Source organism: Phenylobacterium sp., from assembly GCF_046463815.1.
Classification (GTDB): domain Bacteria; phylum Pseudomonadota; class Alphaproteobacteria; order Caulobacterales; family Caulobacteraceae; genus Phenylobacterium.
Window position 1 is genome coordinate 130697 of sequence record NZ_JBKBRO010000008.1, and the last position, 24514, is coordinate 155210.

Annotated in this window: 23 protein-coding genes and 1 pseudogene; 12 read left to right on the top strand and 12 right to left on the bottom strand. The window is 71.5% G+C overall.

Annotation, left to right across the window (positions count from 1 at the left end):
* Positions 1 to 38 precede the first annotated feature (38 nt).
* Both ACK4TT_RS07275 and ACK4TT_RS07280 read left to right on the top strand, forming a co-directional pair.
* Positions 39 to 467, top strand: coding sequence for a PaaI family thioesterase (locus ACK4TT_RS07275; protein ID WP_409637741.1), 429 nt, complete (start codon positions 39 to 41; stop codon positions 465 to 467).
* A 4-nt stretch (positions 468 to 471) separates the two neighbouring features.
* A complete protein-coding gene (locus ACK4TT_RS07280) occupies positions 472 to 891 on the top strand; it encodes a PaaI family thioesterase (protein WP_409637744.1) in 420 nt (139 codons plus the stop codon).
* On the opposite strand, the gene phnD is transcribed toward ACK4TT_RS07280, so the two are convergent.
* Together phnD and ACK4TT_RS07290 are read right to left on the bottom strand one after the other, a co-directional pair.
* A complete protein-coding gene (gene phnD, locus ACK4TT_RS07285) occupies positions 888 to 1898 on the bottom strand; it encodes a phosphate/phosphite/phosphonate ABC transporter substrate-binding protein (RefSeq protein ID WP_410212703.1) in 1011 nt (336 codons plus the stop codon). The genes ACK4TT_RS07280 and phnD overlap by 4 nt on opposite strands.
* Positions 1895 to 2701, bottom strand: coding sequence for a hypothetical protein (locus tag ACK4TT_RS07290; protein WP_409637750.1), 807 nt, complete (start codon positions 2699 to 2701; stop codon positions 1895 to 1897). Before ACK4TT_RS07290 ends, phnD begins: the two co-directional genes overlap by 4 nt.
* 129 nt (positions 2702 to 2830) lie before the next feature.
* Between ACK4TT_RS07290 and ACK4TT_RS07295 the strand changes: the two genes are divergently transcribed.
* From ACK4TT_RS07295 to ACK4TT_RS07310, 4 genes are all read left to right on the top strand, one after another.
* On the top strand, positions 2831 to 4504 hold the full coding sequence (locus ACK4TT_RS07295) for a lysine--tRNA ligase (RefSeq protein WP_409637968.1): 1674 nt from the start codon (positions 2831 to 2833) through the stop codon (positions 4502 to 4504).
* A gap of 147 nt (positions 4505 to 4651) precedes the next feature.
* Positions 4652 to 5128: a MerR family transcriptional regulator gene (locus ACK4TT_RS07300; RefSeq protein ID WP_409637753.1), complete on the top strand. Its 477-nt coding sequence runs from the start codon at positions 4652 to 4654 to the stop codon at positions 5126 to 5128.
* Between the two features lie 66 nt (positions 5129 to 5194).
* Positions 5195 to 6982 carry an acyl-CoA dehydrogenase C-terminal domain-containing protein gene (locus ACK4TT_RS07305; RefSeq protein WP_410212704.1) on the top strand — a complete coding sequence of 596 codons (1788 nt, stop codon included), beginning with the start codon at positions 5195 to 5197 and terminating at the stop codon, positions 6980 to 6982.
* Between the two features lie 16 nt (positions 6983 to 6998).
* Positions 6999 to 7478 (top strand): OsmC family protein, encoded by a 480-nt coding sequence (locus ACK4TT_RS07310; protein WP_410212705.1) that lies wholly within the window; start codon positions 6999 to 7001, stop codon positions 7476 to 7478.
* Here the strand turns inward: ACK4TT_RS07310 and ACK4TT_RS07315 are convergent.
* From ACK4TT_RS07315 to ACK4TT_RS07335, 5 genes are all read right to left on the bottom strand, one after another.
* Complete coding sequence (locus ACK4TT_RS07315; RefSeq protein ID WP_409637762.1) at positions 7475 to 7981, bottom strand: N-acetyltransferase family protein; 507 nt, start codon at positions 7979 to 7981, stop codon at positions 7475 to 7477. The two genes, ACK4TT_RS07310 and ACK4TT_RS07315, sit on opposite strands and share 4 nt — an antisense overlap.
* A complete protein-coding gene (locus ACK4TT_RS07320; protein WP_410212706.1) occupies positions 7978 to 8544 on the bottom strand; it encodes a helix-turn-helix domain-containing protein in 567 nt (188 codons plus the stop codon). The genes ACK4TT_RS07315 and ACK4TT_RS07320 overlap by 4 nt, the downstream gene beginning before the upstream one ends.
* A gap of 7 nt (positions 8545 to 8551) precedes the next feature.
* Positions 8552 to 8989, bottom strand: coding sequence for a very short patch repair endonuclease (locus tag ACK4TT_RS07325; RefSeq protein WP_410212707.1), 438 nt, complete (start codon positions 8987 to 8989; stop codon positions 8552 to 8554).
* 31 nt (positions 8990 to 9020) lie between these two features.
* Positions 9021 to 10010, bottom strand: coding sequence for a cysteine synthase A (gene cysK, locus ACK4TT_RS07330; protein ID WP_409637770.1), 990 nt, complete (start codon positions 10008 to 10010; stop codon positions 9021 to 9023).
* A 104-nt stretch (positions 10011 to 10114) separates the two neighbouring features.
* A complete protein-coding gene (locus tag ACK4TT_RS07335; RefSeq protein ID WP_410212708.1) occupies positions 10115 to 11242 on the bottom strand; it encodes a DNA cytosine methyltransferase in 1128 nt (375 codons plus the stop codon).
* Positions 11243 to 11296: 54 nt separating this feature from the next.
* Between ACK4TT_RS07335 and ACK4TT_RS07340 the strand changes: the two genes are divergently transcribed.
* The 5 genes and pseudogenes from ACK4TT_RS07340 to recQ all read left to right on the top strand — a co-directional run bounded on the left by ACK4TT_RS07340 (position 11297) and on the right by recQ (position 16772).
* Positions 11297 to 11749 (top strand): COG3650 family protein, encoded by a 453-nt coding sequence (locus ACK4TT_RS07340; protein ID WP_410212709.1) that lies wholly within the window; start codon positions 11297 to 11299, stop codon positions 11747 to 11749.
* 117 nt (positions 11750 to 11866) lie between these two features.
* The gene (locus ACK4TT_RS07345; protein WP_410212710.1) at positions 11867 to 12514 is read left to right on the top strand and encodes an endonuclease domain-containing protein; all 648 of its coding nucleotides are present in this window, start codon (positions 11867 to 11869) and stop codon (positions 12512 to 12514) included.
* Positions 12515 to 12586: 72 nt separating this feature from the next.
* Complete coding sequence (locus ACK4TT_RS07350) at positions 12587 to 14326, top strand: N-acyl-D-amino-acid deacylase family protein (RefSeq protein WP_410212711.1); 1740 nt, start codon at positions 12587 to 12589, stop codon at positions 14324 to 14326.
* A gap of 127 nt (positions 14327 to 14453) precedes the next feature.
* Positions 14454 to 14777: pseudogene (locus ACK4TT_RS07355) on the top strand (endonuclease domain-containing protein); the annotation flags it as partial.
* 156 nt (positions 14778 to 14933) lie between these two features.
* Positions 14934 to 16772, top strand: coding sequence for a DNA helicase RecQ (gene recQ / locus ACK4TT_RS07360; protein WP_410212719.1), 1839 nt, complete (start codon positions 14934 to 14936; stop codon positions 16770 to 16772).
* 4 nt (positions 16773 to 16776) lie between these two features.
* Here recQ and ACK4TT_RS07365 read toward each other — a convergent pair whose 3' ends face one another.
* From ACK4TT_RS07365 to ACK4TT_RS07385, 5 genes are all read right to left on the bottom strand, one after another.
* A complete protein-coding gene (locus tag ACK4TT_RS07365; protein ID WP_410212712.1) occupies positions 16777 to 17169 on the bottom strand; it encodes a hypothetical protein in 393 nt (130 codons plus the stop codon).
* A gap of 69 nt (positions 17170 to 17238) precedes the next feature.
* Complete coding sequence (locus ACK4TT_RS07370; protein ID WP_410212713.1) at positions 17239 to 19473, bottom strand: TonB-dependent receptor; 2235 nt, start codon at positions 19471 to 19473, stop codon at positions 17239 to 17241.
* A gap of 144 nt (positions 19474 to 19617) precedes the next feature.
* Complete coding sequence (locus ACK4TT_RS07375; RefSeq protein WP_410212714.1) at positions 19618 to 21153, bottom strand: DHA2 family efflux MFS transporter permease subunit; 1536 nt, start codon at positions 21151 to 21153, stop codon at positions 19618 to 19620.
* Positions 21154 to 21162: 9 nt separating this feature from the next.
* On the bottom strand, positions 21163 to 22305 hold the full coding sequence (locus ACK4TT_RS07380) for an efflux RND transporter periplasmic adaptor subunit (RefSeq protein WP_410212715.1): 1143 nt from the start codon (positions 22303 to 22305) through the stop codon (positions 21163 to 21165).
* Between the two features lie 13 nt (positions 22306 to 22318).
* Positions 22319 to 23737 (bottom strand): efflux transporter outer membrane subunit, encoded by a 1419-nt coding sequence (locus ACK4TT_RS07385; protein WP_410212716.1) that lies wholly within the window; start codon positions 23735 to 23737, stop codon positions 22319 to 22321.
* 99 nt (positions 23738 to 23836) lie between these two features.
* Here ACK4TT_RS07385 and ACK4TT_RS07390 point away from each other — a divergent pair, with 99 nt between their 5' ends.
* Positions 23837 to 24460, top strand: coding sequence for a TetR/AcrR family transcriptional regulator (locus tag ACK4TT_RS07390; protein WP_410212717.1), 624 nt, complete (start codon positions 23837 to 23839; stop codon positions 24458 to 24460).
* The last annotated feature ends 54 nt before the right edge of the window (positions 24461 to 24514 follow it).

A 24514-nucleotide genomic window follows, 5' to 3' on the forward strand; every position in this document is an offset into this window, starting at 1 on the left:
CATTGACGGACGGCGGGTCAACGACCTAGGCCGGTCCCATGAGCTTCAACATCCCCGGCGATATCGGCGAGCACATGTCCCGCGTGGTGCCCCACGCCAAGGCCCTGGGCTTCGAGGTGGTCTCGATGGGCGACGGGCGGGGAATGATGCGCACGCCCTTCCGCGACGAGCTGGTCGGCGACCCCGACACGGGCGTCATCGCCAGCGGCGTCGTGACGGCGCTGCTCGATCACGTCTGCGGCCTTGCGGTGCACGCCGCGCGGAACAACGCCTTCCCGACCGCCACACTCGACCTGCGGATCGACTACATGCGGCCCGCCGCCCCCGGCGCGGGGCTCACCGCCGAAGCCCATTGCTACAAGATCACCCGCTCCATCGCCTTCGTCCGGGCCGAGGCCTGGGACGTCGACCGCTCGGACCTCGTGGCCACCGCCCAGGCGGCCTTCATCCTGCAGGGAGGCGCCTGAGGCCATGAGCGACCCCTCCGCCCAGCTCCTGCGGGAATTCATCCTGCGCTCGCCCTACGTCCGGTTCCTCGGCATGGAGGCCGATCTCGAAGGCGCCGAGGTCAAGGCCCGGCTGCCCTTCGCCGAGCACCTGATCGGCAACCCCTTCCTGCCGGCCCTGCACGGGGGCGTCATCGGGGCCTTCATGGAGATGACGGCGCTGGCCCAGCTCGCCGTGGCCGAGCGTTCGCGCAAGCGGCCCAAGACCATCGACGTGACCATCGAATACCTGCGCCCGGGCCGGGCCCAGCCCCTCCACGCCCGCGCCGACCTCAGGAAGGTCGGCCGCCGTATCGCCAACGTCCATGTCGAGGCCTGGCAGGACGACCCGGCCAAGCCGGTGGCCTTCCTGCGCGGCCACTTCCTGCTGAGGGACGAGGGCTAGCTTCCCGAGCCCTGCCCTTCCAGCGCCGCGCGCTCCTTGCGGATCTCGGCCAGGGCGGCCTCGGCCTTGGCCACGGCCGCGGCGTCGCCCTTGGCCTTGGCCTGCAGGAGCTGGCCCGTGGCCTCCATCTCGCGCACCGGCAGCAGGTGGGAATCGTCCGCCCGCTGGAACGGCCGGGTCTGGATGCGCGCCAGGATCGCCCGCTGGCGGGCCGCCTCCGGCGTGTCGCCCACGCCATAGCTGAACATGAAGTCCTCGATCTTCGTCTTCAGCGCCGGATCGAGGTCCTTGCGGATGATCAGCGGGTCCTCCGGGATGCGCGGCGAGCGCCAGACGATCTCGACGGCGTCGAGCGTCTTCTTCGCGAGCGGGGTGTCCAGCATCCCCATCCGCTCCATCGAGGCGGTGTTGTTGGTGGCCGCCTGGAGGGTGCCGGCGCCGACCGCGAACAGGTTCGCCTCATGGTTCGCCGAGCGGACGGTCTTGAAGCACTTCTCCGGCTCGATGCCGCGCGGGGCGAACAGGTACGTCATGGGCGCCAGCGTGCCCGAGGTGGACTTCGCGTCGCCCATGCCGAAGTCGATGGTGCGGTCGCACTTCAGGAGCTTGTCCAGCGTCAGGCCCGAGCCCTTGCGGACGATGATCACCGCCTCGTAGCCGTCGGGGCCGGTGGGGTTGGCCGACCGGGCGAAGACCTGGCCGTTCGCCCGGCGCACCGCCTCCAGCCCCGACTGGTTGGTGAACCAGCCCACGTCGGTCTGCTTGAAGCGCATGGCCTCGATCAGGCCCGTGTAGTTGGTCCCGTAGTAGGCCTTCACCGGCATGCCGATGGCCTTGGACATGTCGGCCAGGAAGGGCTCCCAGTCCTTCTGGGCGCTCTGCTGGCTCTCGGCCGAGAGGATCGAGAAATTGACCTCGCTCTTGGCCCCCTCGGCCTTCTCGGCGGGCTTGGAACAGGCGGCCAGCGCCAGGGCGGCCACGAGACCCAGAGCGATCCTGCGGTTCATTTGCTTCCCACCCCCGGCAGCCGCATGGACACCACCTCGCGGTCCGGCCGCCGGATGCCAAAGAGCGTGCCCGGCGCCGATTTGTCAAAGGCGATCGCCTGGCCCTCGATGGGGGCTGCGATGGTGGCCACGTGATCCAGCTTGGAGCCGCCCTTGGGCAGCTCCAGGACGTAGAGCTCGGGATGGTCGTGGCCGGTGACGTAGAGCCGGCCGTCCGGTCCCCAGCCGCCGCCCGACGAGCTCATCGGCTTGAAGCGCTCCACGACCGCGGCGGGGAAGGACCAGGCCTCCAGCCGCCGCCACTGGTCGTCGAACTTCACGAACTGGGTGTAGGCCGAGCCCCGCCCCGGCTCGCCGCCCTTGCCCTCGTAGTTGGCGAATGCCGCCCACCAGAAGCCGTCCTTGCGGTCCACCCACGTCAGCGAACCCGCCTGCTGGCCCAGCGAGACGGTGCGCAGGTGGACCATGCGGACCGGATCGAAGATCTCCACCGAGCTCGACATCGGCGTCTCGGGGAAGTTGGAGGCCGCGCAGACCAGCTCCCCACCGATGACCGCGCACGAGTTGATGTGCGGGAAGCGGGCGGAATCGCCCGACCACTCGGCCACCCTGCGGCCGGTGGCCTTCTCGTACTTGGCGATGCGGGAATTGGCGACGGCGTAGAAGTGGCGCGCGTCCACGGCCACGCCCTGGCGCGCCTCGGGCGCGGGCCAGCGCCGCAGCGTCTCGGCCTGAAGGGCGGGTTGCGCCGCGGCCGGGACGGCCGCCGACAGCAACGCGAGCATCGCCAGACCGCTTCTCATCAGGCCCCTCATCGTCACGGCGCGTCCTCGTTCCCGATCGCCGCCGCATAAGGTCCGGGCATGACAGTCTCGCGACGGCGGAAGCCTTAGGGCTTGAGCCCGGGAGGCATGAGCGCTAGGCCGCCCCGCATGCTGCAAGGACTTTCCCACCAGGCCCGCGACGCCAAGAGCTGGCCCTTCGAACAGGCGCGTCTCCTCCTGGAGCGCATCCTGCGCCTGCGCCTCGACGACGCCGAGCGCGACCTGGCCGCCACGCTGTTCGCCCAAGGGAAATTCCACGAGGCCGTCGCGACCCTGCCCGCGCTGACCAGGCCGGTGATCTTCCAGTGCGGCTTCGGGGCCTCGGGCCTGCCGCACATGGGCACCTTTGGCGAGGCCGCGCGGCCGACCATCGTGCGCAACGCCTTCCGCGCGCTGACCGAGGACGCGATCCCGACCAAGCTGATCGTCTTCTCCGACGACATGGACGGGCTTCGGAAGATCCCCGACAACGTGCCCAACCGCGAGATGCTGGAGGAGGACCGCGACAAGCCGGTCTCGAAGGTCCGCGACCCGTTCGGCGAGCACGAGAGCTTCGCCCACCACAACAACGCCCGCCTGCGCGCCTTCCTGGACGGCTTCGGCTTCGACTACGAATTCATGTCGTCCACCGACTGCTACACGGGCGGGCGGTTCGACGCGGTCCTGCTGCGCGTCCTTGAGCGCTTCGAGAAGGTCCAGGCGATCATGCTCCCCACCCTGGGCGAGGAGCGCCGCGCCACCTATTCGCCCTTCCTGCCGATCAGCCCGAAGACCGGCAGGGTGCTGCAGGTCCCCACGCTGGAGCGTAATCTCGACAAGGGGACCATCGTCTTCGCCGACGAGGACGGGACGCTGACCGAGGTCCCGGTGACCCGCGGGCACGTGAAGCTGCAGTGGCGTCCCGACTGGGCCGCCCGCTGGACGGCGCTGGAGGTCGACTTCGAGGCCTCGGGCAAGGACCTGGTCGACAGCGTCCGCGTCTCCAACCGCGTCTGCCAGGTGCTGGGCGGCTCGCCTCCCGAGGCGTTCCACTTCGAGCTCTTCATGGACGAGAACAACCAGAAGATCTCCAAGTCCAAGGGCAACGGCCTGACCATGGAGGAGTGGCTGCGCTACGGCACGCCCGAGAGCCTGGCCTACTACATGTACCAGTCGCCCAAGTCGGCGAAGCGGCTCTATTTCGACGTGATCCCCAAGGCGACGGACGAGTACCTGTCCCACCTCGACGCGTTCAACCGCGACCGCGCGGCGGGCAAGGTCAACCTCGACAACCCCGCCTGGCACGTGGGCCGCGGCGCGCCGCCCGAGAAGGGTTCGCCGGTCAGCTTCTCCCTGCTCCTCAACCTCGTCTCGGCGGCCGACGCCTCGACGAAGGAGATCCTCTGGGGCTTCCTCGAGCGCTACCAGCCGGGCGCGACGCCTGGGAGCGAGCCCCTGCTCGACCAGCTCGCGGGCTATGCGCTGAACTACTACGAGGACTTCGTGAAGCCCGCCAAGCGGTTCCGGGCGCCCGACGACCGCGAGCGGGCGGCCATGCAGGACCTCGTCGCCCGCCTGAAGGCCCTCCCGGCCGGCGCCGACGCCGAGACCATCCAGAACGAGGTCTTCGAGGTGGGCAAGGCCGCCGGCTTCGAGCCGCTCCGCCTCTGGTTCGCCGCGCTCTACGAAGTGCTGCTGGGCCAGAGCCAGGGCCCGCGCTTCGGCTCGTTCGTGGCCATCTTCGGCGTGGACCGGACCGTGGACCTGATCGAGCGCGCCCTCCGCGGCGAATTGTCCAGCTAGAGTCCCACGCGGCTCCCTTTCCCGAGCGGGAAGGCGCCTCCCCCAAGGTGAGGCTCGTTGGTTATCGGCGTTCACGTACCCTTGACGTAAACGGAAACGTGTCCTTACGCTGTCAGCGCAAAACATAACAACCCGAGGGAACACCCCATGCCCACGGACCTGCGCCGTCCCGTCCGGACCTATACGATCCGGCAGCTCTGCCTTGAGTTCAAATGCACCCCCCGCGCCCTCCGCTTCTACGAGGACAAGGGCCTGCTCAATCCCGCCCGCGACGGGATGAACCGCGTCTATTCCTATCGCGATCGCGCCCGCCTCCAGCTCATCCTGCGGGGCAAGCGCGTCGGCCTCTCCCTGGCCGAGATCGGCGAGATTCTCGACCTCTACGAAGCCGACGAGAACGGCGCCCAGCAGGCGGCCAAGAGCCTGCGCAAGTTCAAGGAGCGCATCGTCGCCCTGGAACAGCAGAAGCAGGACATCGACCAGGCCATCGCCCAGCTCCAGCGGGGCATCGCCGACGCCGAGAAGCGGCTTTCCGAGACCCGGCCGGACCTCCTGCCCCGCGCCGCCGACTACGACCAGATGCTCCGGCGACGACTTGACGACCTGGAACATCAGGAAGCCTAGATAAGACCGACCTGGGGGCCCGCCGGGCCCCTAATTTTTTCCGGCTCAACTTCTCCCGGAGTGCGCATGCCCTACCAGGCCCCCGTGCGGGACTACCGCTTCCTGCTGCGAGACGTCCTTCAGCTCGACAACTACGCCAACCTCCCGGCCTTCGCCGACGCGTCCATGGACACCGTCGAGGCGATCCTGGAGGAGGCCGGCCGGTTCACCTCCGAGGTGCTCGCGCCGCTCAACGCGGTGGGGGACAAGGAAGGCTGCACGTGGAGCCCGGACTTCTCGGTCCGGACCCCCACCGGCTTCAAGGAGGCCTACGCCCAGCTCATCGAGGCCGGCTGGCCGGCGCTGGGCGCCGACCCGGCCTACGGCGGCCAGGGGCTGCCGCATGTGGTCAATGTCGCCTTCTCCGAGATGAGCTCGGCGGCCAACATGGCGTTCTCCATGTACCCGGGCCTGACGCACGGCGCCTATTCGGCGATCCATGCCGGAGGCTCGCCCGAGCAGAAGGCGCTCTACCTGCCCAAGCTCGCCTCTGGCCAGTGGGCCGGAACCATGAACCTCACCGAGCCGCACTGCGGCACCGACCTCGGCCTCCTGCGCACCAAGGCCGTTCCGCAGGCCGACGGGACCTACAGGATCTCGGGCCAGAAGATCTGGATCTCGGGCGGCGAGCAGGACCTGACGCCCAACATCGTCCACCTGGTGCTGGCCCGCATCGAGGGCGCGCCGGCGGGCGTGCGGGGCATCAGCCTGTTCATCGTGCCGAAGTTCATCCCCGACGCCGACGGCAATCCGGGCGAGCGCAATTCGGTGAAGTGCCTGGGCCTCGAAGAGAAGATGGGCATCCACGGCAACGCCACCTGCGTCATCAGCCACGAGGAGGCCACGGGCTGGCTCGTCGGCGAGGAGAATCAGGGCCTGAAGCTCATGTTCGTGATGATGAACGAGGCCCGCCTGGGCGTCGGCCTCCAGGGCATCGCCCAGGCCGAGGCCGCCTATCAGGCCGCCGCCGAGTTCGCCAGGGAGCGCCTCCAGGGCCGCTCGCTGACCGGGCCGAAGAACCCCGACGGGCCGGCCGACCCGATCATCGTCCACCCCGACGTGCGCCGGATGCTGATGGACGCCCGCGCCATCGTCGAGGGCGGCCGGGCGTTCATGGCCTGGACCGCGCTGCACGGGGACCTGAGCCACGCGAGCCCCGACGAGGCCGTGCGCCAGAAGGGCCGCGACTACATGGCCCTGATGACCCCGGTGGTGAAGGCGTTCCTGACCGACCGCGGCTTCAAGGTCTGCTCCGACGCCATGCAGGTCCACGGCGGCTCGGGCTTCACCGAGCACTTCCCGGCCAGCCAGTACCTGCGCGACGTGCGCATCGCCCTGATCTACGAGGGGACCAACGGCGTCCAGGCCCTGGACCTGGTGGGCCGCAAGCTCGCCGCCGACGGCGGCCGGGCGGTGATGAGCTTCTTCGCCGAGCTCGACGCCTTCGTGGCCGAGAACGAGGGCGACGCGGCCCTCAAGCCGTTCATGGACGGCGTCGCCCGGGCCAAGGCCGAACTTCAGGAAGCCACCATGTGGCTGATGCAGAACGGCCTCGCCAACCCCGACAACGCCGGCGCGGCCTCCACCGACTACCTGCACCTCTTTGGCCTCACGGCGCTGGCCTACATGTGGGCCCTGACGGCCAAGGCCGCCCAGGCGAAGATCGCCGCCGGCGACAAGGACCCGTTCTACGAGGGCAAGCTCGTCGTGGGGCGCTACTATGTCGATCGCATCCTGCCGGAAACCTCGGCCCATCTTGCTAAGCTGAAGACGGGCGCCGACCTGATGATGAAGCTGCCCGCCGAGGCGTTCTGACCCTGGGGACTTTCCGATGGCCGAGTACCGCGCGACCGCGCTCTTCGAACTGGACGCTCCCGGCGAGGACTTCCTGAAAGGGCGCTACTCGCGCGGCCACACGGTAACCTTCGGCGGCGGGTTCGAGCTGCCCGCCACCGCCTCGCACCACGTGGTCGGCCCGAAGTGGGCCGCCCCCGGCGCGGTGGACCCGGAGGAGATGCTGGTGGCCTCGCTGTCCACCTGCCACATGCTGACCTTCCTGCACGTGGCGCGGAACGCCGGCTTCGTCGTCACCCGCTACCGCGACGCCGCCGTGGGCGTGATGGAGAAGACCGCCGAGGGCCGCATGGCCGTCACCCGCGTGACGCTTCGTCCCGAGATCGCCTACGAAGGCCGCCGCCCCAGCGCGGCCGAGGCCGAGCACCTGCACCACCAGGCCCACGAGGAATGCTTCATCGCCAACTCGGTGAAGACCGAGGTCGTGGTCGAGGAGGTGGAGCCGGCGGAAGTCTAGACCCGGCCCAGCCGCTTCCAGTAGATCGCCGTGCCGACGAGGCCGCCCTGGGGTTTGAAGGCGTAGTCGGGGATCACCCCGGCCCGCGTCCAGCCCATGCTCTCGTAGAGTTCGGAGGCGCCGCCTTCCGTGGCCGTGTCGAGGTTGAGCAGGGTGCGGCCGCGCGCCGCCGCCAGCCCCTCGGCCTCGATCATCAGCGCCCGCGCCAGGCCCTTGCCGCGCATGGCCGGCGCCACCATCAGCTTCCAGATTTCGCCCCGGAACGGCTGGTTGGGCGGGGTGTCGAGCCACAGCGTCACCGTGCCTTCCAGCCGCCCAGCCACGAAGGCCCCCAGGACGATCCGGCCGGGATCGGCCACGGCGCCGGCCCAGTAGGCCTCCGCCGCGCCCTCGGGCACGGGGTCCATGAAGTGCACCGAGCCGCCGGCCGCCACCGTCTCCCGCAGGATCTCGGCCAGGCGCGGGACGTCGGCGGCGCCGAGCGGCGTGATGGTGATGTTCATCGCCGCGCCACCGCGACCAGATAGACCGCCGGCTCCGTCCCCGGGTTCACGAAGGCGGAATCCGCCGGCGGTCCGAAGGCGTAGGAATCCCCCGGCGAGAGCGTCGTCTCCCGGGCCCCCTCGCGGATGGTCAGGGCCCCGCCGATCAGCCACACGACCTGGCGGATGAAGGCGTAGGACGAGGCCGGCAGCTCGACCTTGGCCCCGGCCGGCAGCTCCACCTGCACCAGCTCCACCGGGTGGTCGCCGCGCGCGAACACCTGGCGGCGCAGGTAGCCCGTGCCGGGATCGCGCCAGCGCGGCTGGTCGGCGGCCGCCACCTTGCGCCCACCCTCGCCCTCGGCCCGGGTCAGGAGGGCGGCCAGGGTCAGCTCGAAGGCGCCCGACAGCTTGGCCAGCAGCGCTGCGGTAGGGCTCGCCTCGCCGCGCTCGATCTTGCTGATCATCGCCTTGGAGACGTCCGAGCGCTGGGCCAGCTCGCCCTGGCTCCAGCCCCGCGCCTCCCGCTCCAGCCGGATGCGCTCGGCCAGGCGCTCCGTGGGATCGGCCTCTATAGTATTCATACGTCCACTATGATGGACGATTCCGTTCGCGGTCAAGCTGGGCGAGGAGCGCCTTCAGCCGTCCCTCCAGGGCCGCCGGGTCCCTGAGCTCGCACTCCCAGATCGTCTCGACGCGCCAGCCGGCGGCGGCCAGCGCCTCGCGGGTCCGGACGTCGCGGGCCACGTTGCGGGCGACCTTGGCGGTCCAGTAGTCGCGGTTCTGCTTGGGCACGCGCGCCCCGCGCGCGCAGTCGTGGCCGTGCCAGAAGCAGCCGTGGACGAACAGCGCCAGGCGCCGCCCCGGCATGACGATGTCCGGCTTGCCCGGCAGGTCCTCGCGATGCAGCCGGTAGCGGGCGCCGAGCCTGGTCAGCGCCCGCCGCACGGCCAGTTCCGGCGTGGTGTCCTTGCCCTTCACCCGCCGCATCACGGCGGATCGCTTCTCCGCGTCGAAGACGTCGGTCATCGCCCGCGCCGCGGCGCGGGGAGGCGGGCGCTCACAGCCCCTCGAACAGCGCCGTCGAGATGTAGCGCTCGGCGAAGCTGGGCACGATGGCCACGACCAGCTTGCCGGCCATGTCGTCGCGCGCCGCCACGTGGAACGCCGCGGTCAGCGCCGCGCCCGAAGAGATGCCGACGGGGATGCCCTCTTCGCTGGCCGCGCGACGGGCCATGGCGAAGGCGTCATCGTTGGAAACCTGCACCACCTCGTCGATGACGCCGCGGTCGAGGATCGAGGGCACGAAGCCCGCCCCGATGCCCTGGATCTTGTGGGGGCCGGGATTGCCGCCCGACAGCACGGGCGAGGCCTCGGGCTCGACGGCGATCATCCTCACCGACGGCTTGCGCGCCTTCAGCACCTGGCCGACGCCGGTGATCGTGCCGCCGGTGCCGACGCCCGCGATCACCGCGTCGACGGCGCCTTGCGTGTCGTTCCAGATCTCCTCGGCCGTCGAGACCCGATGGATCAGCGGGTTGGCGGCATTGTCGAACTGCTGGGGCATCACCGCGCCGGGGGTGGCCTCGACCAGCTCCTTGGCCCGGGCCACGGCGCCCGCCATGCCCTTCTCGGCCGGGGTCAGCTCCAGCTTGGCGCCCAGGATGACCAGCATCTTGCGCCGCTCGATCGACATGCTCTCGGGCATGACCAGGGTGATCTTGTAGCCCTTGGCGGCGGCCACGAAGGCCAGGGCGATGCCGGTGTTGCCGGAGGTGGGCTCGATGATCGTCCCGCCGGGCTTCAGGACGCCCTTGGCCTCGAGGTACTCGATCATCGCCACGCCGATGCGGTCCTTCACCGAGCCGGCCGGATTGAAGAACTCCAGCTTGGCCACGACCTCGCCCTTGGGCTTCAGCGCCGCGGTCAGGCGCGGCAGGCGCACGAGCGGCGTGTCGCCGATGGTGTCGAGGATGGAGTCGAAGATCTTGCCCCGACCGGCCCGGCGGAAGCGGGCGGCGTCGTAGGCCTTGTCGGGAGTGGCGTCCATGGGACGGACCTCGTTGGCAGTCGGTTTGAAGTGGCCCTTCAGGCGCCGAACCTAAGGCTTCCGGGGGTTTTTGGAAGGCGCCGCCGATGGCGCCGCTTATAGATTTACTCGGCGGCCAGGGCCGTCGGAGGCGCGAGCAGCGGTTCCAGCAGCTCGCGGGCCAGCCAGCGGACCACCGGGACGGCCACGCCGTCGCCCGCCACGTGCAGGGCCCCGGTCGCCGGCGCCGGCAGGCGGTATCCGTCGGGCAGGCCCATCAGGCGCGCGGCCTCGCGGGCGCCGATCAGGCGGCTGCGGACGCGGCCATCCTCGACGACCACGATGGCCTGGCGCGAGGAGCCGCCGCGCGGCGTACGCAGGCAGCCGGCCAGGCCGTCGAACCGCACCTCGGCCCGCTGCACCCGCCGGCCGTCCTCGACCCGCGTGCGCCGGAAGACGGCGCCCACCGCCCGGCCCCGCTGGGCCGCGAGCTTGGCGCGATGAGCGGGGGCCATCAGCGACAGCAGCCGCTCGGTCTGGGCGGGCGTGTGCCAGGCGGCGGCGTGGTCCGGCTCCAGCAGGGCGGAAAGGTCGGTGTTGCGGGCCGGCGGCGCGGGCAGGCCCCACCAGACCCAGCGGGCGGCCAGCTCCGGCGGCAGGGCCCCGGCCGCCGCGCGCACGGCGCGGGTGTGGAAGGGGCTGTCGCCGGTCAGGCCCGGCGGCGGCGCGTCACGGCTCGCCACCACGAACACCCGGGGCCGCGACTGGGGCAGGAAGCGGCCCGCGTCGATCTCCAGCGCGCCGAAGACATAGCCCTGGGCGGCGAGCGCCCGGGCGAGCGCGGCGAAATCCGCCCCGCCGCGCGAGGTGAGCAGGCCGACGACGTTCTCGATGACCACCAGCCGGGGCGCGCGGCCCGCCGCGTCCAGCGCCTCCATCAGCCGCCAGAAGCCGAAGAAGGCCGACGAACGACCGCCTTTCAGCCCGGCCCGCGCGCCGGCCAGGCTGAAGTCCTGGCAGGGCGACGAGGCCCAGGCGAGGTCAGCGCGCCCCGGCAGGTCGCCGGGCTCCAGCTTCCAGACGTCCCCCTCGCGGAAGTGGTCGGCCGCGTCGGCGAAGTTCGCCCGGTAGGTCGCCGCCTTGATGGGGTCGAAATCGTTGGCGAAGGCGCAGGACCACGCCTCGCCAAGGCCCAGCCGCGCCATGCCGCCGCCGGCGAAGAATTCGTAGAAGGTGAAGGGTCGACAGGTCACGGCGGGACGGTAGCTGATTTGCCTTGCCCGCGCGCCTGCCGGAAGGATGACCCCATGCGCTCGCCCCTCCCCTTCCTCGCCGCCCTCCTGCTCGGCGCCTGCCAGCCCCAGGACCCGGACGGCGCACCCGCTCCGCCTCCGGCCGATGCGCCGGCCTCCCGGTTCGAGCCCATGTCGCCGCTGAGCGACTTCAGCGGGCCGATCGCGGCGCGCGGGACCGAGCCCTTCTGGGCGGTGACGATCGACGGGACCCGCCTGACGCTCGCCCGTCCCGACCGGACCGAGATGACGTTCGAGGCGCCCGGCGCGGCCATCCAGCCGGGCAAGGCCGTGTGGGACGCCAGGGCCGCCGACGGCGCCGCGATGCGGGTGACGCTCTACGTCAGCACCTGCTCGGACGGCATGAGCGACCTCTCCTACCCCCTGACCGCCGAGGTCGAGGTCGGGTCCGAGACCCTCCGCGGCTGCGCGGCCAGGACGGCGGAGCTGCCCCGCGAGGGCGGGTGACGCGCTTCACACTTGCTGCCCGAAAGTATATGTTCCGCGTTTGTTCGATCCCTTCCCGTTTACGGGAAGGGGGGACCGCGCCCCGCAGAGGGCGTGGTGGGAAGGGAAGGCGGACGCATGGCGGACCGGACCGCGACCCGCATCGCCAGCCGGGCCCGGGCGCTTCGAAAGGCCATGACCGGACCGGAGGTCCTGCTGTGGACCCGGCTCAACGGGCGTGGGGAGGACAAGCCCGTGTTTCGGCGGCAGTTCGCCTGCGGCGCGATGATCTTCGACTTCTACTGTCCGATGGCGAAGCTGGCGGTGGAGATCGACGGCGCGACCCATTGGAGCGACGACAGGCAGGCCAGGGACGAGGGCCGTGACCACTGGCTGGCCTCACGCGGGATCGCGGTGCTCAGGATCGGCGCCGGCGAAGTCTACCGGAACCTCGACGGCGTCGCCGATGCGGTGATCCTTGCGGTGGAGGCGAGGATTCGCGGCGGCGCGCGCGGCGCCTGTGGCTTTCCCTTCCCACCGCTCGCTCTTCGGCGAGCGGTCCCCCCTTCCCGCGAGCGGGAAGGGATCACGCTATCAACCCAGCTCCAGCATGGGGATCTGGCCGGAGTCGGCCTGGGCCTCGCCGCCGTCGCGGCCGGGCAGGGTGAAGCCGATGGCGACGGCCAGGGCGGCTATGGCGAGCAGGGCTTTGAGCGGCATGGTTCTATGCGCCTCCAGGCGCAGGCAACCCGTTCATCGGATGCGGGTTCCCACGGCCGTGCTTGACCTGACGCGGCGTCCGGGCGGCTAATGGCCGCAAACAGGCGTTCGAACGCCGGAGCCTTTCGGGAGGGCGCCGTGGAGAAGGCATTCGACCTCGTGATCCGGGGCGGGACGGTCGTGGACGGGACCGGCGGTCCGTCGGTCGAGGCCGACGTGGGCGTGAGGGACGGCCGCGTGGCCGCCGTGGGCCGGCTGCCCGGCGCCGGGGCCGAGGAGATCGACGCGCGGGGGATGATCGTCACCCCGGGCTTCGTGGACATCCACACCCACTACGACGGCCAGGCGACCTGGGACTCGCGGATGCAGCCCTCGTCCTGGCATGGGGTGACCACCGTGGTCATGGGCAACTGCGGCGTGGGCTTCGCCCCCTGCCGGCCCGACGACCACGACCGCCTGATCCGGCTGATGGAAGGCGTCGAGGACATCCCCTTCCCCGTGCTGAGCCAGGGCCTCCCCTGGACCTGGGAAAGCTATCCCGACTATCTCGACGCCCTGGAGGCGCGCCGCTTCGACGTGGACGTCGGCAGCCAGCTCCCGCACGCGGCCCTGCGCGTCTTCGTCATGGGCGAGCGCGGCGCGAACCGCGAGCCCGCGACCGAGGCCGACATCCACGCCATGGCGGCGCTGGCCAGGCGCGCGGCCGAGGCCGGGGCGCTCGGCTTCTCCACCTCGCGCACGCTCAACCACCGCACCTCGGACGGCCAGCCGACGCCGACGCTCACCGCCGGCGAGGACGAGCTGACCGGCATCGCCCTGGGCCTCGCCGCCGCCGGCAAGGGCGTGCTGCAACTGGTCTCGGACTTCGCCGACCCGGAGGCCGAGTGGGCCATGCTGCGCCGGATCGTCGAGCGCTCGGGCCGGCCCCTGTCGTTCAGCCTGGTGCAGAGCCCCCGCGCGCCCGAGAGCTACAAGGTGCTGCTGGCGGGCCTTTCCGAAGCCAACGCCGCGGGCCTGCCGATCCGCGCCCAGGTGGCGGGACGGCCGGTGGGGGTGCTGTTCGGCTTCGAGCTGACCATGAATCCGTTCAGCCAGCATCCGGCCTACCAGGAGATCGCCGGCCTGCCGCTGGAGGCCCGCGTCGAGCGGATGCGCGATCCCGCCTTCCGCGCCCGCCTGCTGCACGAGGAGAGCGAGGCCCAGCGCGGTTTCGCCGGAACCCAGCCCCGGGCCTGGGACAACATGTGGCCGCTGGGGGCCGAGCCCGACTACGAGCCGACCCGCGAGACGACCATCGCGGCCCTCGCCGCCGCGCGCGGCGCCGATCCGGCCGAGATCGCGCTCGACCACATGCTGACGAACGGCGGGCGCGGCATGCTCTACCTGCCGTTCCTCAACTACGCCTTCGCCAACCTCGACCCGGCCCACGAGATGCTGGGCCATCCCCACTGCGTGCCGGGCCTGTCGGACGGCGGCGCGCACGTCGGCATGATCTGCGACGGCAGCTTCCCGACCTTCAACATCACCCATTGGACCCGCGACCGCACGCGCGGGGCGAAGCTGCCCCTGGAGCGCATGGTCAAGGCCCAGTGCCGCGACACCGCCGAGACCGTGGGCCTCCACGACCGCGGCCTGATCGCGCCGGGCTACCGGGCCGACCTCAACGTCATCGACTACGGGCGGCTGAAGCTGCACGCGCCCCAGGTGGCCTACGATCTGCCGGCCGGCGGGCGCCGCCTGATCCAGAAGGCCGACGGCTACGTGGCGACCATCGTGGCGGGCCAGGTCACCTACCGCGACGGCGAGCCCACCGGCGCCCTGCCGGGGCGCCTGCTGCGCGGCGCCCAGTCGGAGCCGATGCGGATGGCGGCGGAATAGCTTCCCTCCCTTGATGGGGAGGGACAGCTCGCCGCAGGCGAGCAGGGTGGGGAAGCCAAGACCGGGCTCAGCGCCGGACGGCAACCCTGCTTGTTTTTAGAACAAATATAGAACACGATCGAGTCCCATGCGGCCCGAGATCCAGCGCGCCCGCGAGCTCCGCCGGAACATGAGCGAGCCCGAGGTGATGCTCTGGGCGAGACTGAAGCGCCTCCGGACGGACGGCGTCCGCTTCCGTCGCCAGGCGCCGTTCCGGGGCTACTTCCTGGATTTCGTCTGCTTCTCGCGTCGGCTGGTGGTGGAGGTGGACGGCAGCCAGCATGCCGAAGAGGTCCAGGCCGAGCATGACGCCGTGCGGGATCGCATCCTGCGGCGACAGGGATTCGTGGTGTTGCGGGTCTGGGCCTCCGAGGTCCGGCGGGACCTCGGCGTCGTGATGGATCGCATCCTCGCCGCCCTGGAGGCGGGGCGCTGTGTGGAGGGGCGACCAACCGGACGCGCCGCGCCCGGTCGAGGCTTCCCCACCCTGGCCGCTGCGCGGCCTGTCCCTCCCCATCAAGGGAGGGAAGGGCATCGCAATCCGGGCGATTCGCGCCATAAGGGCGGCATGTCGCTTGCCCTCGCCGAAGCCGAGCTTCCGCCGCTGGACCAGGCCCGCGAGATCCTCCGCCGCACCTTCGGCCACCAGGACTTCCGGGGCCTCCAGGCGCCGGTGATCGCCGAGGCGCTGGCCGGGCGCAGCGCCATGGCCGTGCTGCCGACGGGCGGCGGCAAGAGCCTGTGCTACCAGATCCCCAGCCTGATCCGGCCGGGCCTGGGCCTGGTGGTCTCGCCGCTGATCGCGCTGATGACCGACCAGGTGGCGGCGCTGCAGCAGTCGGGCGTGGCCGCCGCGCGCCTCGATTCCAACATCGACCTCAACGAGCGCGCCGAGACCTGGCGGCGCATCGAGCGCGGCGAGCTCGACCTGCTCTACGTCTCGCCCGAGGGGCTCATGCAGCCCGCCATGCTGGACCGCCTGGCCCGGACGCCGCTCGCGCTCATCGCCATCGACGAGGCCCACTGCGTCAGCCAGTGGGGCCACGACTTCCGGCCCGAGTACCGGATGCTGGGGCGCCTCGCCGAGCTGTTCCCCGAGGTCCCCCGCCTCGCGGTCACCGCCACCGCCGACGCCCGCACCCGCGAGGACATCCGCGGCGAGCTGCGCCTCCAGGGCTGCGCCGAGTTCGTGGCCAGCTTCGCCCGTCCCGAGCTGATCCTGTCGGCCGAGCGCAAGAAGGGCTCCAAGGAGAAGCGGGTCGTCGAGCTGGTCACCGCCCGCCCCGACCGCTCGGGCGTGGTCTATGCGGGTTCGCGCGACGGGACCGAGAAGCTGGCGGAAGCCTTGCGCCAGGCGGGCGTGCCGGCGCTCGCCTACCACGCCGGCCTCGACCGGCGGCTGCGCGAGCAGCGGCTGGAGGAGTTCCTGGAGGCCGACGCCGCCGTGATGGTGGCGACCATCGCCTTCGGCATGGGGGTGGACAAGCCCGACGTCCGCTTCGTGATCCACGCCGACCCGCCCGCCGCCATCGAGGCCTACTGGCAGGAGATCGGCCGGGCGGGCCGCGACGGCGACCCGGCCGAGGGCATCACCCTCTACGGCTCGGCCGACCTCGCCTGGGCGCTGCGCCGCATCGCCGAGCGCGAGGTGGACGATGCGGTCAAGCAGGTCCAGACGCGCAAGGTCCGCCAGCTCTACGCCATGCTGGACGGGACCGTCTGCCGGGCGGCCAGCGTGCGGCGCTACTTCGGCGAGGAGAGCGCCGAGCCCTGCGGCCAGTGCGACATCTGCACCGGCGAGATCGACACCGTCGACATGACCGAGCCCGCCCAGAAGGCGCTGTCCGCCGCCCACCGGCTGGCCGGCCGGTTCGGGCGCGGGCGGCTGATCGACCACCTCCTGGGCCGCACCAAGGACGTCACCGGCCACGAGGCCTCGCTGTCCACCTACGGCATCGGCCAGGAGCTGTCGGCCGTGCAGTGGCGCGACCTGACCGAACAGCTCCTGTTCGAGGGCCTGCTCAAGGAAGACCCCAACGACGGCCGCCCGCTGGTGGGCGTGGGCGACGCCGAGGCGGTCCGCGCCGTGTTCAGGGGCGAGCGGCGGGTGGCCATGCGCCGCCCCGCCGAGGCGGCCGAGCCCCGCGCGCGGCGCAGGAGCAAGGCCCCGCCGCTGTCGCCGTCCGACGCGCCACTGTTCCAGGCGCTGAAGGCCTGGCGGGCGGGCGAGGCCAAGGCCCAGCACGTGCCGCCCTACGTCATCTTCCACGACGCCACCCTGGCGGCCATCGCCCAGGCGAGGCCCGGGAGCCGCGCGGCGCTCGCCCAGATCAATGGCGTGGGCGAGGCCAAGCTCGCCCACTACGGCGAGGCGGTGCTGGAGGTGGTGGCGGGCTTCGAGGGCTGAGCGCTCAGCCGCCCGGCGCGCATCGGGCCTTGTCGCCGGCCTTGCAGGCCTTCACGTCGGCTTCCCACTTCGCCATGGCCTGGGCGTAGGCCGCCTGGGCCGCCGCCGCGTCGGCGGCGATGCGGGCGGCTTCGGCCTCCGTGGCGGCGACGGCGGCCTGATGGTCGGCCTGCGCCTTCGCATAGGCCGCGCGCTTCTCGGCGTTGCGCGCCTCGACCTCGGCGTTCCTGCGGTTGACCTCGACGTTCAGGAGTTCGCTGCGCCGGTTCTGATCGGCGAGCTCGGCCTCGCGGGCCATGCGCGCCGCCAGCGCCGCGTCCGTGGGCGGCGGAGGAGCCTGGGCGAAGGCCGGGACGGCCAGCAGGGCGGTAAGGATCAAGGCGGCGGCCGGACGCATTGGCGGGCTCCCAAGCTCAAGCTTGGACGCCTTCTAGCCGGACGTCGCCGGCCGCCGCCTTGATCCCGATCAGAAGTTGGCCTTCACCTCGACGCCCCAGGTGCGCGGGTCGTTCACGAAGCCGGTCAGGTTGTTGAAGTCGATGCCGCCCTCGAGGCTGCGGTCGTTGGTGATGTTGCGGCCGAACACCGCCGCCTCCCAGCGCCCGCCGTCGGCCCGGTAGCCCAGGCGCAGGCCGCCCTCCAGCAGCCGGTCGTCGTTGAACTCGGCCGACTCGTAGAGGAAGAAGCTGACCTTCGAACGATAGGCCCAGTCGGTGAACACGAACACCTCCCCGCTCGCCAGCGGCCAGGCGTAGCCGGCGGTGACGTTGGCGATCCACTTGGGCGCATTGGGCAGGCTGTTGCCGTCGATGCTGACCGCGCCGGCCGCCGGGCCCGCCGGGTCCAGCACCGTGCAGGGCGCGCCGCAGGGCTGGGTGAACAGGTTCGGGTCGTCGATCTCGGTGTTGTTGTAGGAGAGGCCCGCCGTCAGCACGAGGCGGTCGACCGGCTCGGCCTCGGCGTTGAACTCGAAGCCGTAGCCGGTGGCCTTGTCGGCGTTCAGCAGGCGGTTGAAGTTGGCGCCCCCGCCCACGGCGGTGATCTGAAGGTCGTTGGCGCGATAATAGAAGACGGCGGCGTCGAAGCGGGCCCGCATCTGCGGCAGGCGGCCCTTCACGCCCGACTCGTAGGACATCACCGTCTCCTTGTCGGCCACCGACAGGGTGTCGCCGAACACCAGCCGGCCCTGGATCGAGGGCGCGCGGTAGCCCCGGGCCACGCGGGCGTAGAGGTTCACGTCGTCCGTGGCCGCGTAGGTGGCGTTGAGGTTGAAGCTGACCTCGCTGGAGTCCGGGTTCGCCGTCAGGATGGCGGTGGGCGGCGCCCCGAAGGGCGACAGGGTCCGCTGGGCGAGGAAGTCCTTCTTGTCGTCCGAATAGCGGACGCCGCCGCCGACGTTCAGCCGCTCGGTCAGGTCATAGTCGAGGTTGGCGAACAGCGCCCAGCTCTCGGACTTCTGGTTCTGGTAGGCGTAGCCCTGCAGGCTCCCCCCGCCCAGGGTGTTGTAGTCGAAGCTGTCGATCTTGACGCTTTCGTTGAAGTAGAAGGCGCCGACCGTATAGGCGAGCTGGCCGGTGTCGCCGGCGATCCGCAGCTCCTGGCTGAACTGGCGGTGGAAGGGGATGCCGTCGGCGCTCTCCGACGGGAACGGGATCAGGCCCGGGCCGGACGGCGGGGCGAACACCGCGCCGTAGCCGCCGTCGATGTCGCCGCGCGAATAGGCGTCCACCCGCTCGTAGGCGGTGATCGAGGTGATCTCCGGCCCGCCCAGGTCGTAGGTCAGCTTCAGGCTGGCGCCCGAGGACTCGATCTTCTGATAGGCGCGGCCCTGCGCGTCCTGGCTGATCTCGTCGCGCTGGAAGCCCGGGACGAAGTCGTTGGTCCCCTGCCGGATGATGTTGGCCCGGAAGAGGCGCGGCGTGCCGTCCAGGTGCTGGTAGTGCAGGTTGAGGAGGGCGGCGAGCTCCTCGGTGGGCGTCCACAGCAGTTGGCCGCGCACCGCCACCTGGTCGTAGCCCTCGGCGTCGTGCTTCTTGGGCGTGAGCGTGTTGTCCACCCAGTCGCCGCGGTGCTGGTAGAGGGCCGAGAGGCGGCCGGCCAGCACGCCCGGGACGATCGGCCCCGAGAGCGCGCCCTCCAGGTTGATGGTGTCGTAGGTGGCGTACGAGGCCCGGCCGTAGCCCTCCAGCGCCTGGGTCGGCTTGGCGCTGTCGAACTTCAGCACGCCGGCCGGGGTGTTGCGGCCGAACAGGGTCCCCTGCGGCCCCTTCAGCACCTCCACCTGGTCGATGTCGAACAGCGGGAAGCCCTTCAGCACCGGGTTCTCCAGCACCACCTCGTCATAGACGAAGCTCACCGGCTGGGAGGCGTTCAGGTCGAAGTCGGTGTTGCCGAGGCCCCGGATGTAGGGACGCGGGAAGGTCCGGCCGAAGCTGGATTCCAGGGTCAGGCTGGGGACCCGGGCCGAGAACACCCGGATGTCGCCGCCCGACGAGCGGATGGCGTCCAGCTTCTCGCCCGAGACGGCGGTCAGCGCGGCCGGCACGTCGTTGATGTCCTGCGCCCGCTTCTGGGCGGTGACGATCACCTCGCCCAGCTCGATGGACTCCCGAGGGGCCTCCTGGGCGTGGGCCGCCCCCGCCAGCACCGCCAGGGCCACGCCCGCCGCCAGCGCCGCGCGCCGCGAACCCGCCTTCGTCATGATTGGAGCCCCCTCGTTCGCCGGCGCCGCGCCGACATCAACCTGAGATGTCGCGAAAGCTACACCAGGGCGTCGCGCGAGCGTCACGGACCAGCCGCCCCTCGGCCCGAAAGCCGCGCCGGCGTGACCTTGGGGCAACAGGGGTCAGTGGCCGCCGGTGGTGTCGATCGGTCCCCTGGGCCTGGGCGCGACCCAGATGAGGGCGCCCGCGGCGACAAAGACCACGGCGATGGCGGCGAACATGTCGAGGGCGCCCAGCATCAGGCTCTGCCCCTCGACGATGCGGGTCAGGCTGATGACCGCCGATTCGCGCGACATGCCCGAGGCGGTCATTTCGCCGACCACCCGCTCCCCATTGACGAGCGCGCCGGCGAGCTCGGTCTGGTCGATGCGAGCCGCGTTGCTCCAGCCGGTCTGGATGACGGCGGTGGCGATGGCGCCGCCGAGGGTGCGCATGAAGTTCGACAGGCCGGCCGCGTTGGCCGTCTCGTGGGGCTCGACGCTGGCGATCGCCAGGCCGGACACCGGGATGAAGAACATCACCATGAAGACGCCGGAGAGCAGCGTCGGCGCGGCCATCTGCAGGAAGGTGACGTCGGGCGTGAATCCCATGCGCCAGACATGGAGCAGGCCGAGGCCCGTCAAGCCGGTGAAGATCACCGCCCGGGCGTCCACCTTCTCCAGGATCTTGCCGACGATGGGCGCACAGCCGATCGCCAGCAGCCCCATGACGCCGGTCGCGTAGCCCGCCCAGGTGGCCGTGTAGCCCATGTTCTGCTGCAGCCAGAGCGGCAGCAGCACCACCGAGGCGAAGAACGCCCCGAAGCCCACCGTGTAGGTCACCGCCGCCGCCGCGAACCCCCGGCTGCGGAATATCCGCAGGTCCACGATGGGCTGGTCGTGGGTCAGCTCCCAGATCAGGAAGGCCGCGAAGCCCACGGCGGCGACCACGGCCAGCGCCACGATCTCGGCGCTCGCGAACCAGTCGAGGTTGCGGCCCTCGTCCAGCATGACCTGGAAGGCGCCGACCCAGACGACGAGCAGGCCCAGGCCTACGAAGTCTATGGCCGCCTTCTCGCGCCGGTCGGGCATGTCGCGCAGCATCAGCCAGGCGACGGTGACGCCCAGCGCCGCCAGCGGGACCTTCAGGTGGAAGATCCATGGCCAGCCGGCCGAGTCGCTGATGATCCCGCCCAGGATCGGCCCCAGGACCGGGGCGATCAGGGTGGTCATCGCCCAGATGACGTTGGCCAGCATCGCCTTATCCCGCGGGAAAACCTGTATCAGCAGCATCAGCGAGAGCGGCATCAGCGGACCGCCCGCCAGCCCCAGAAGCACCCGGCCGGCCACCAGCAGGCCGAAGGAGGAGGCCAGGCCGCAGAGCAGCGAGAGCGCCCCGAAGGCGGCGTAGCAGACCAGGAATACGCGCTTGGCGCCGAACCTCTTGGCCAGCCAGCCGGTCAGCGGGACGGTGATGGCCTCGGCGACGGCGTAGGCGGTGATGACCCAGGTGCCCTGGGTCACCGAGACGCCCAGCGAGCCCGAAATCGTCGGGATCGACACGTTGGCGATGGTCGTATCGAGCACCACCAGGAAGTTGGACATGCCGATGGCCAGGGCGGCGCCCAGCAGCGACAGGCCGGTCAGCGGGGCGGGCCCCGCCGTTTCGGAACGGGTCATGACGGGCGCCTATCTGGAGACGTCGATGTCGACATCCATGGACAGGCCGACGCGCAGCGGATGCTCGGCCAGCTCCTTCGGATCGAGGGCGATGCGGACCGGCAGGCGCTGGACCACCTTGATCCAGTTGCCGGTGGCGTTCTGGGCCGGGACCACGGCGAAGGCCGAGCCGGTGCCGCCCGAGAAGCCGACGACGCGGCCGGCGAACTCCACCTTGTCGCCATAGAGGTCCGCGGTCAGCCTGACAGGCTGGCCCGGCTTCACCCTGGCGAGTTGGACCTCCTTGAAGTTGGCGTCGACATAGGCCGCCTGGATCGGGACCACGGCCATCAGGGACACGCCGGGCTGGACGCGCTGGCCCACCTGCACCCGGCGGCGGGAGACCACGCCGTCGAGGGGCGCCCGGATGACCGTTCGGCTGAGGTCGAGCGCGGCCTGGTCGCGGGCGGCGCGCGCGGCGACCACCTCAGGATGCGTCTCGACCGTCGTGTTCTCGATCAGGACCGCGTTGGCCGCCCGCGAGCTCGTCGCGGCGGCGCGGTTGGCGATGGCCTGGGCCTGGGCGGCCAGCGCGGCGCGCAGGTTCGACTCCGCGGTCACCGCCGCGTTGCGCGCCGCCGTCAGCTCTTCGCCGGACACCGAGCCCGAGGCGGCCAGGGCCTCGCGCCTTTCGAGGTCGATGCGGGCCTTGGCGAGTTCGGAACGGGCGGCGGTCACCTGGGCGGCGGCGCGGCCCTGGTCGGCGATGCGGGCCGAGACCTGCGCGGCCAGCCCCTGGTCGGTGGCCATCAGTCCGCGAACCCGACGCTCGGCGGCGGCGAGGTCGGCCTCGGCCCGGGCCAGGGCCAGGCGCGCATCGCTGTCGTCCAGAACCACCAGCACGTCGCCCCGCTTCACGGCCTGGGCGTCGGCGACCCGCACCTCGCGCACGGGGCCGGCCACCAGCGGCGTCACCTCCGCGATGTCCGCGCCGACATAGGCGTTGTCGGTCTTCACGTGGCGGCCGCCGAACACGGCGCCATAGGCGGTCACGCCCGCGCCGGTCGCCACGACGGCGGCGGCGAGCCCCAGGAACAGGCGCCTGCGCAGGACCAGGCGGCGGGCCTGCGCGCTCCCGGCGTTCTCGGGTTGGGTGTCGGTCTTGGCGAGCATCTTGGCTTTCCCGTCAGGATCTGAAGCCGCCGCCCAGGGCGCGCACGAGGGCGACGTCATGGGTGAAGGCCTGGGTGTCGAGCTGGGCCGCGCTGCGGCGCGCGGCGATGAGGGCGTCCTCGGCCGTGAGCACGTCGAGGTAAGTGGCGAGACCGCCCCGGTAGCGATCGCGCGCCACGGTCCAGGCGGTTTCCGCGGCGGCCTCGGCCGCCTGGGTCCGTTCCAGCCGCGCCGTCAGCGCGCGGCGGCTTGCGAGGGCGTCGGCGGTTTCGCGCAAGGCCTGGACGAGCGCGTCGTCATAGGCCGCGACCGCGGCGTCGTAGTCCGCCTCGGCGCCGCGCAGCCCGGCCCGCAGCCGTCCGCCATTGAAGATCGGCAGGCTGACCGCCGGGCCGACGCCGCCGATCTCCGATCCGGCCTTGGTGAAGTCGGCGAGGTTCAGCGACTGCAGACCGTAGAAGGCCGCGAGGTTCACGTTCGGATAGAACTGGGCCCGGGCGACCTTGATGCGCCCGGCGGCGGCCTCCGCCCGCAGGCGCGCGGCCCGCACGTCCGGTCGGCGGCCGATCAGCTCGGCGGCGAGGTCCGCCGGCGCGCCCGCGGCGCCCAGGCCCTTCAGCGTCGGGCGGGCGATGGCCAGGCCCCGGTCCGGTCCGGCGCCCAGCAGGGCCGCCAGCCGGTGGCGGCCAAGCGTGACGGCCTCCTCCGCCCGGGCGAGATCGGCCTGGGCGGCGGCATGGGCCGAGACCGCGCGCTGCACGGCGCCTTCGTTCTCGAGGCCGCTCTGCTGGCGGGCCCGCATCAGGTCGGCGGTCTGGCCGCGCACCGCCACCGCGTCCCTGGCGGCGTCCAGGTCGGCGAAGGCGCCGGCGAGATCAGCGTAGGCGGCGGCGACCGCTGTGGAGAGGGCCAGCCTGGCCGCCGCCGCATCCGCCCGCGCCGCCTCGGCCTCCGAGACGGCGGCGGCCAGCGCCGCCCGGTTCCGGCCCCAGAGGTCCAGGTCCCAGGCGAGGTTCAAGGTCGCGCGCCCGTTGTCGTCCCATCCCTTGGGTACGGGCTGCCCCAGGGTTTCGCTCTGCTGAGCCATCTGGACCGACCCCGCCGACGAGAGTTCGGGCAGGAGACCCGCCCGCGACTGCCGGGCCAGGGCCTCGGCCTTGCGCATCCGCGCGTCAGCGGACCGCAAGGTCGGCGCGCCGGCCACCGCCTCCTCGATCAGGCCATCGAGCTGGGGATCGCCATAGGCGCGCCACCACGCCGCCTCGGGCCACGCGGCCTCGGGTCCCGCCGTGGCGGCCTCGAGGGCGTAGGCGGAGGGCGGCCTGGGCGCCGGTCCCGTCGCCGGGGCTGGGGCGGTCGCGCAGGCGCCGAGCCCGAGCAGGCTTGCGGAAAGCAGAAGCCCCCGCGTTCCGCCCGACAACGTGCCCTTCATGATCGCCTCCTTAAATGGACCATGCGGTCTATTATTGAGGCGGCTTGGCGCGGTCAATACAAAATCGTACCGTACGGTCCAGAAAAGGAGCGACTCCCCATGCGCGTGCGTACGGACGAGAAAAGACAGGCGATCATGGAGGCGGCCGAGGCGGTCTTCCGAGAGGTCGGCTACGAGCGCGCCAGCATGTCGGCCATCGCCGCGCGCGTCGGCGGGTCAAAGCAGACCCTCTACAGCTACTTCCAGTCCAAGGATGACCTGTTCTCGGCCGTCATGGTCGAGGCCATGGACGAACAGGCCGAGCTCCTCCTGGCCCTGCTCCACGGCGGCGACGGAGACCTGCGCGCGACCCTGGAGGCCTTCGCCGACGCCTACGTCGACTTCATCCTGTCTCCCGAGGTGCTCACCCTGACCCGGGTGGCGGTCACCGAGGGCGGCAAGGGGACGCTGGGCGCGCGCCTCTATGAACTGGGCCCGCTGCGCGGCTGGGCCGAGATGGCCGCCACCCTGACGCGCTGGGCCGGCGAGAGCCGCCTGCGCATCGACGACCCGACCTTCGCCGCCTTCCACCTGAAGGCGCTGCTGGAAGCCGGGCTGTTCGAGCCCGCGCTGTTTGGCGCGCCGCCGCCCGTCGACCGCCGGGCGGCGGCGCGGGCCGCGGTCGCCGCGTTCCTGCGCGCCTACGCGCCGAGCGTCGAAGGGCCCGAGGGTCTGGACCCATAAGCGGGATTCCGGACTTGGCCGAACAGTGCTTCAAGCTCTCAGAGGAGAGCGGGA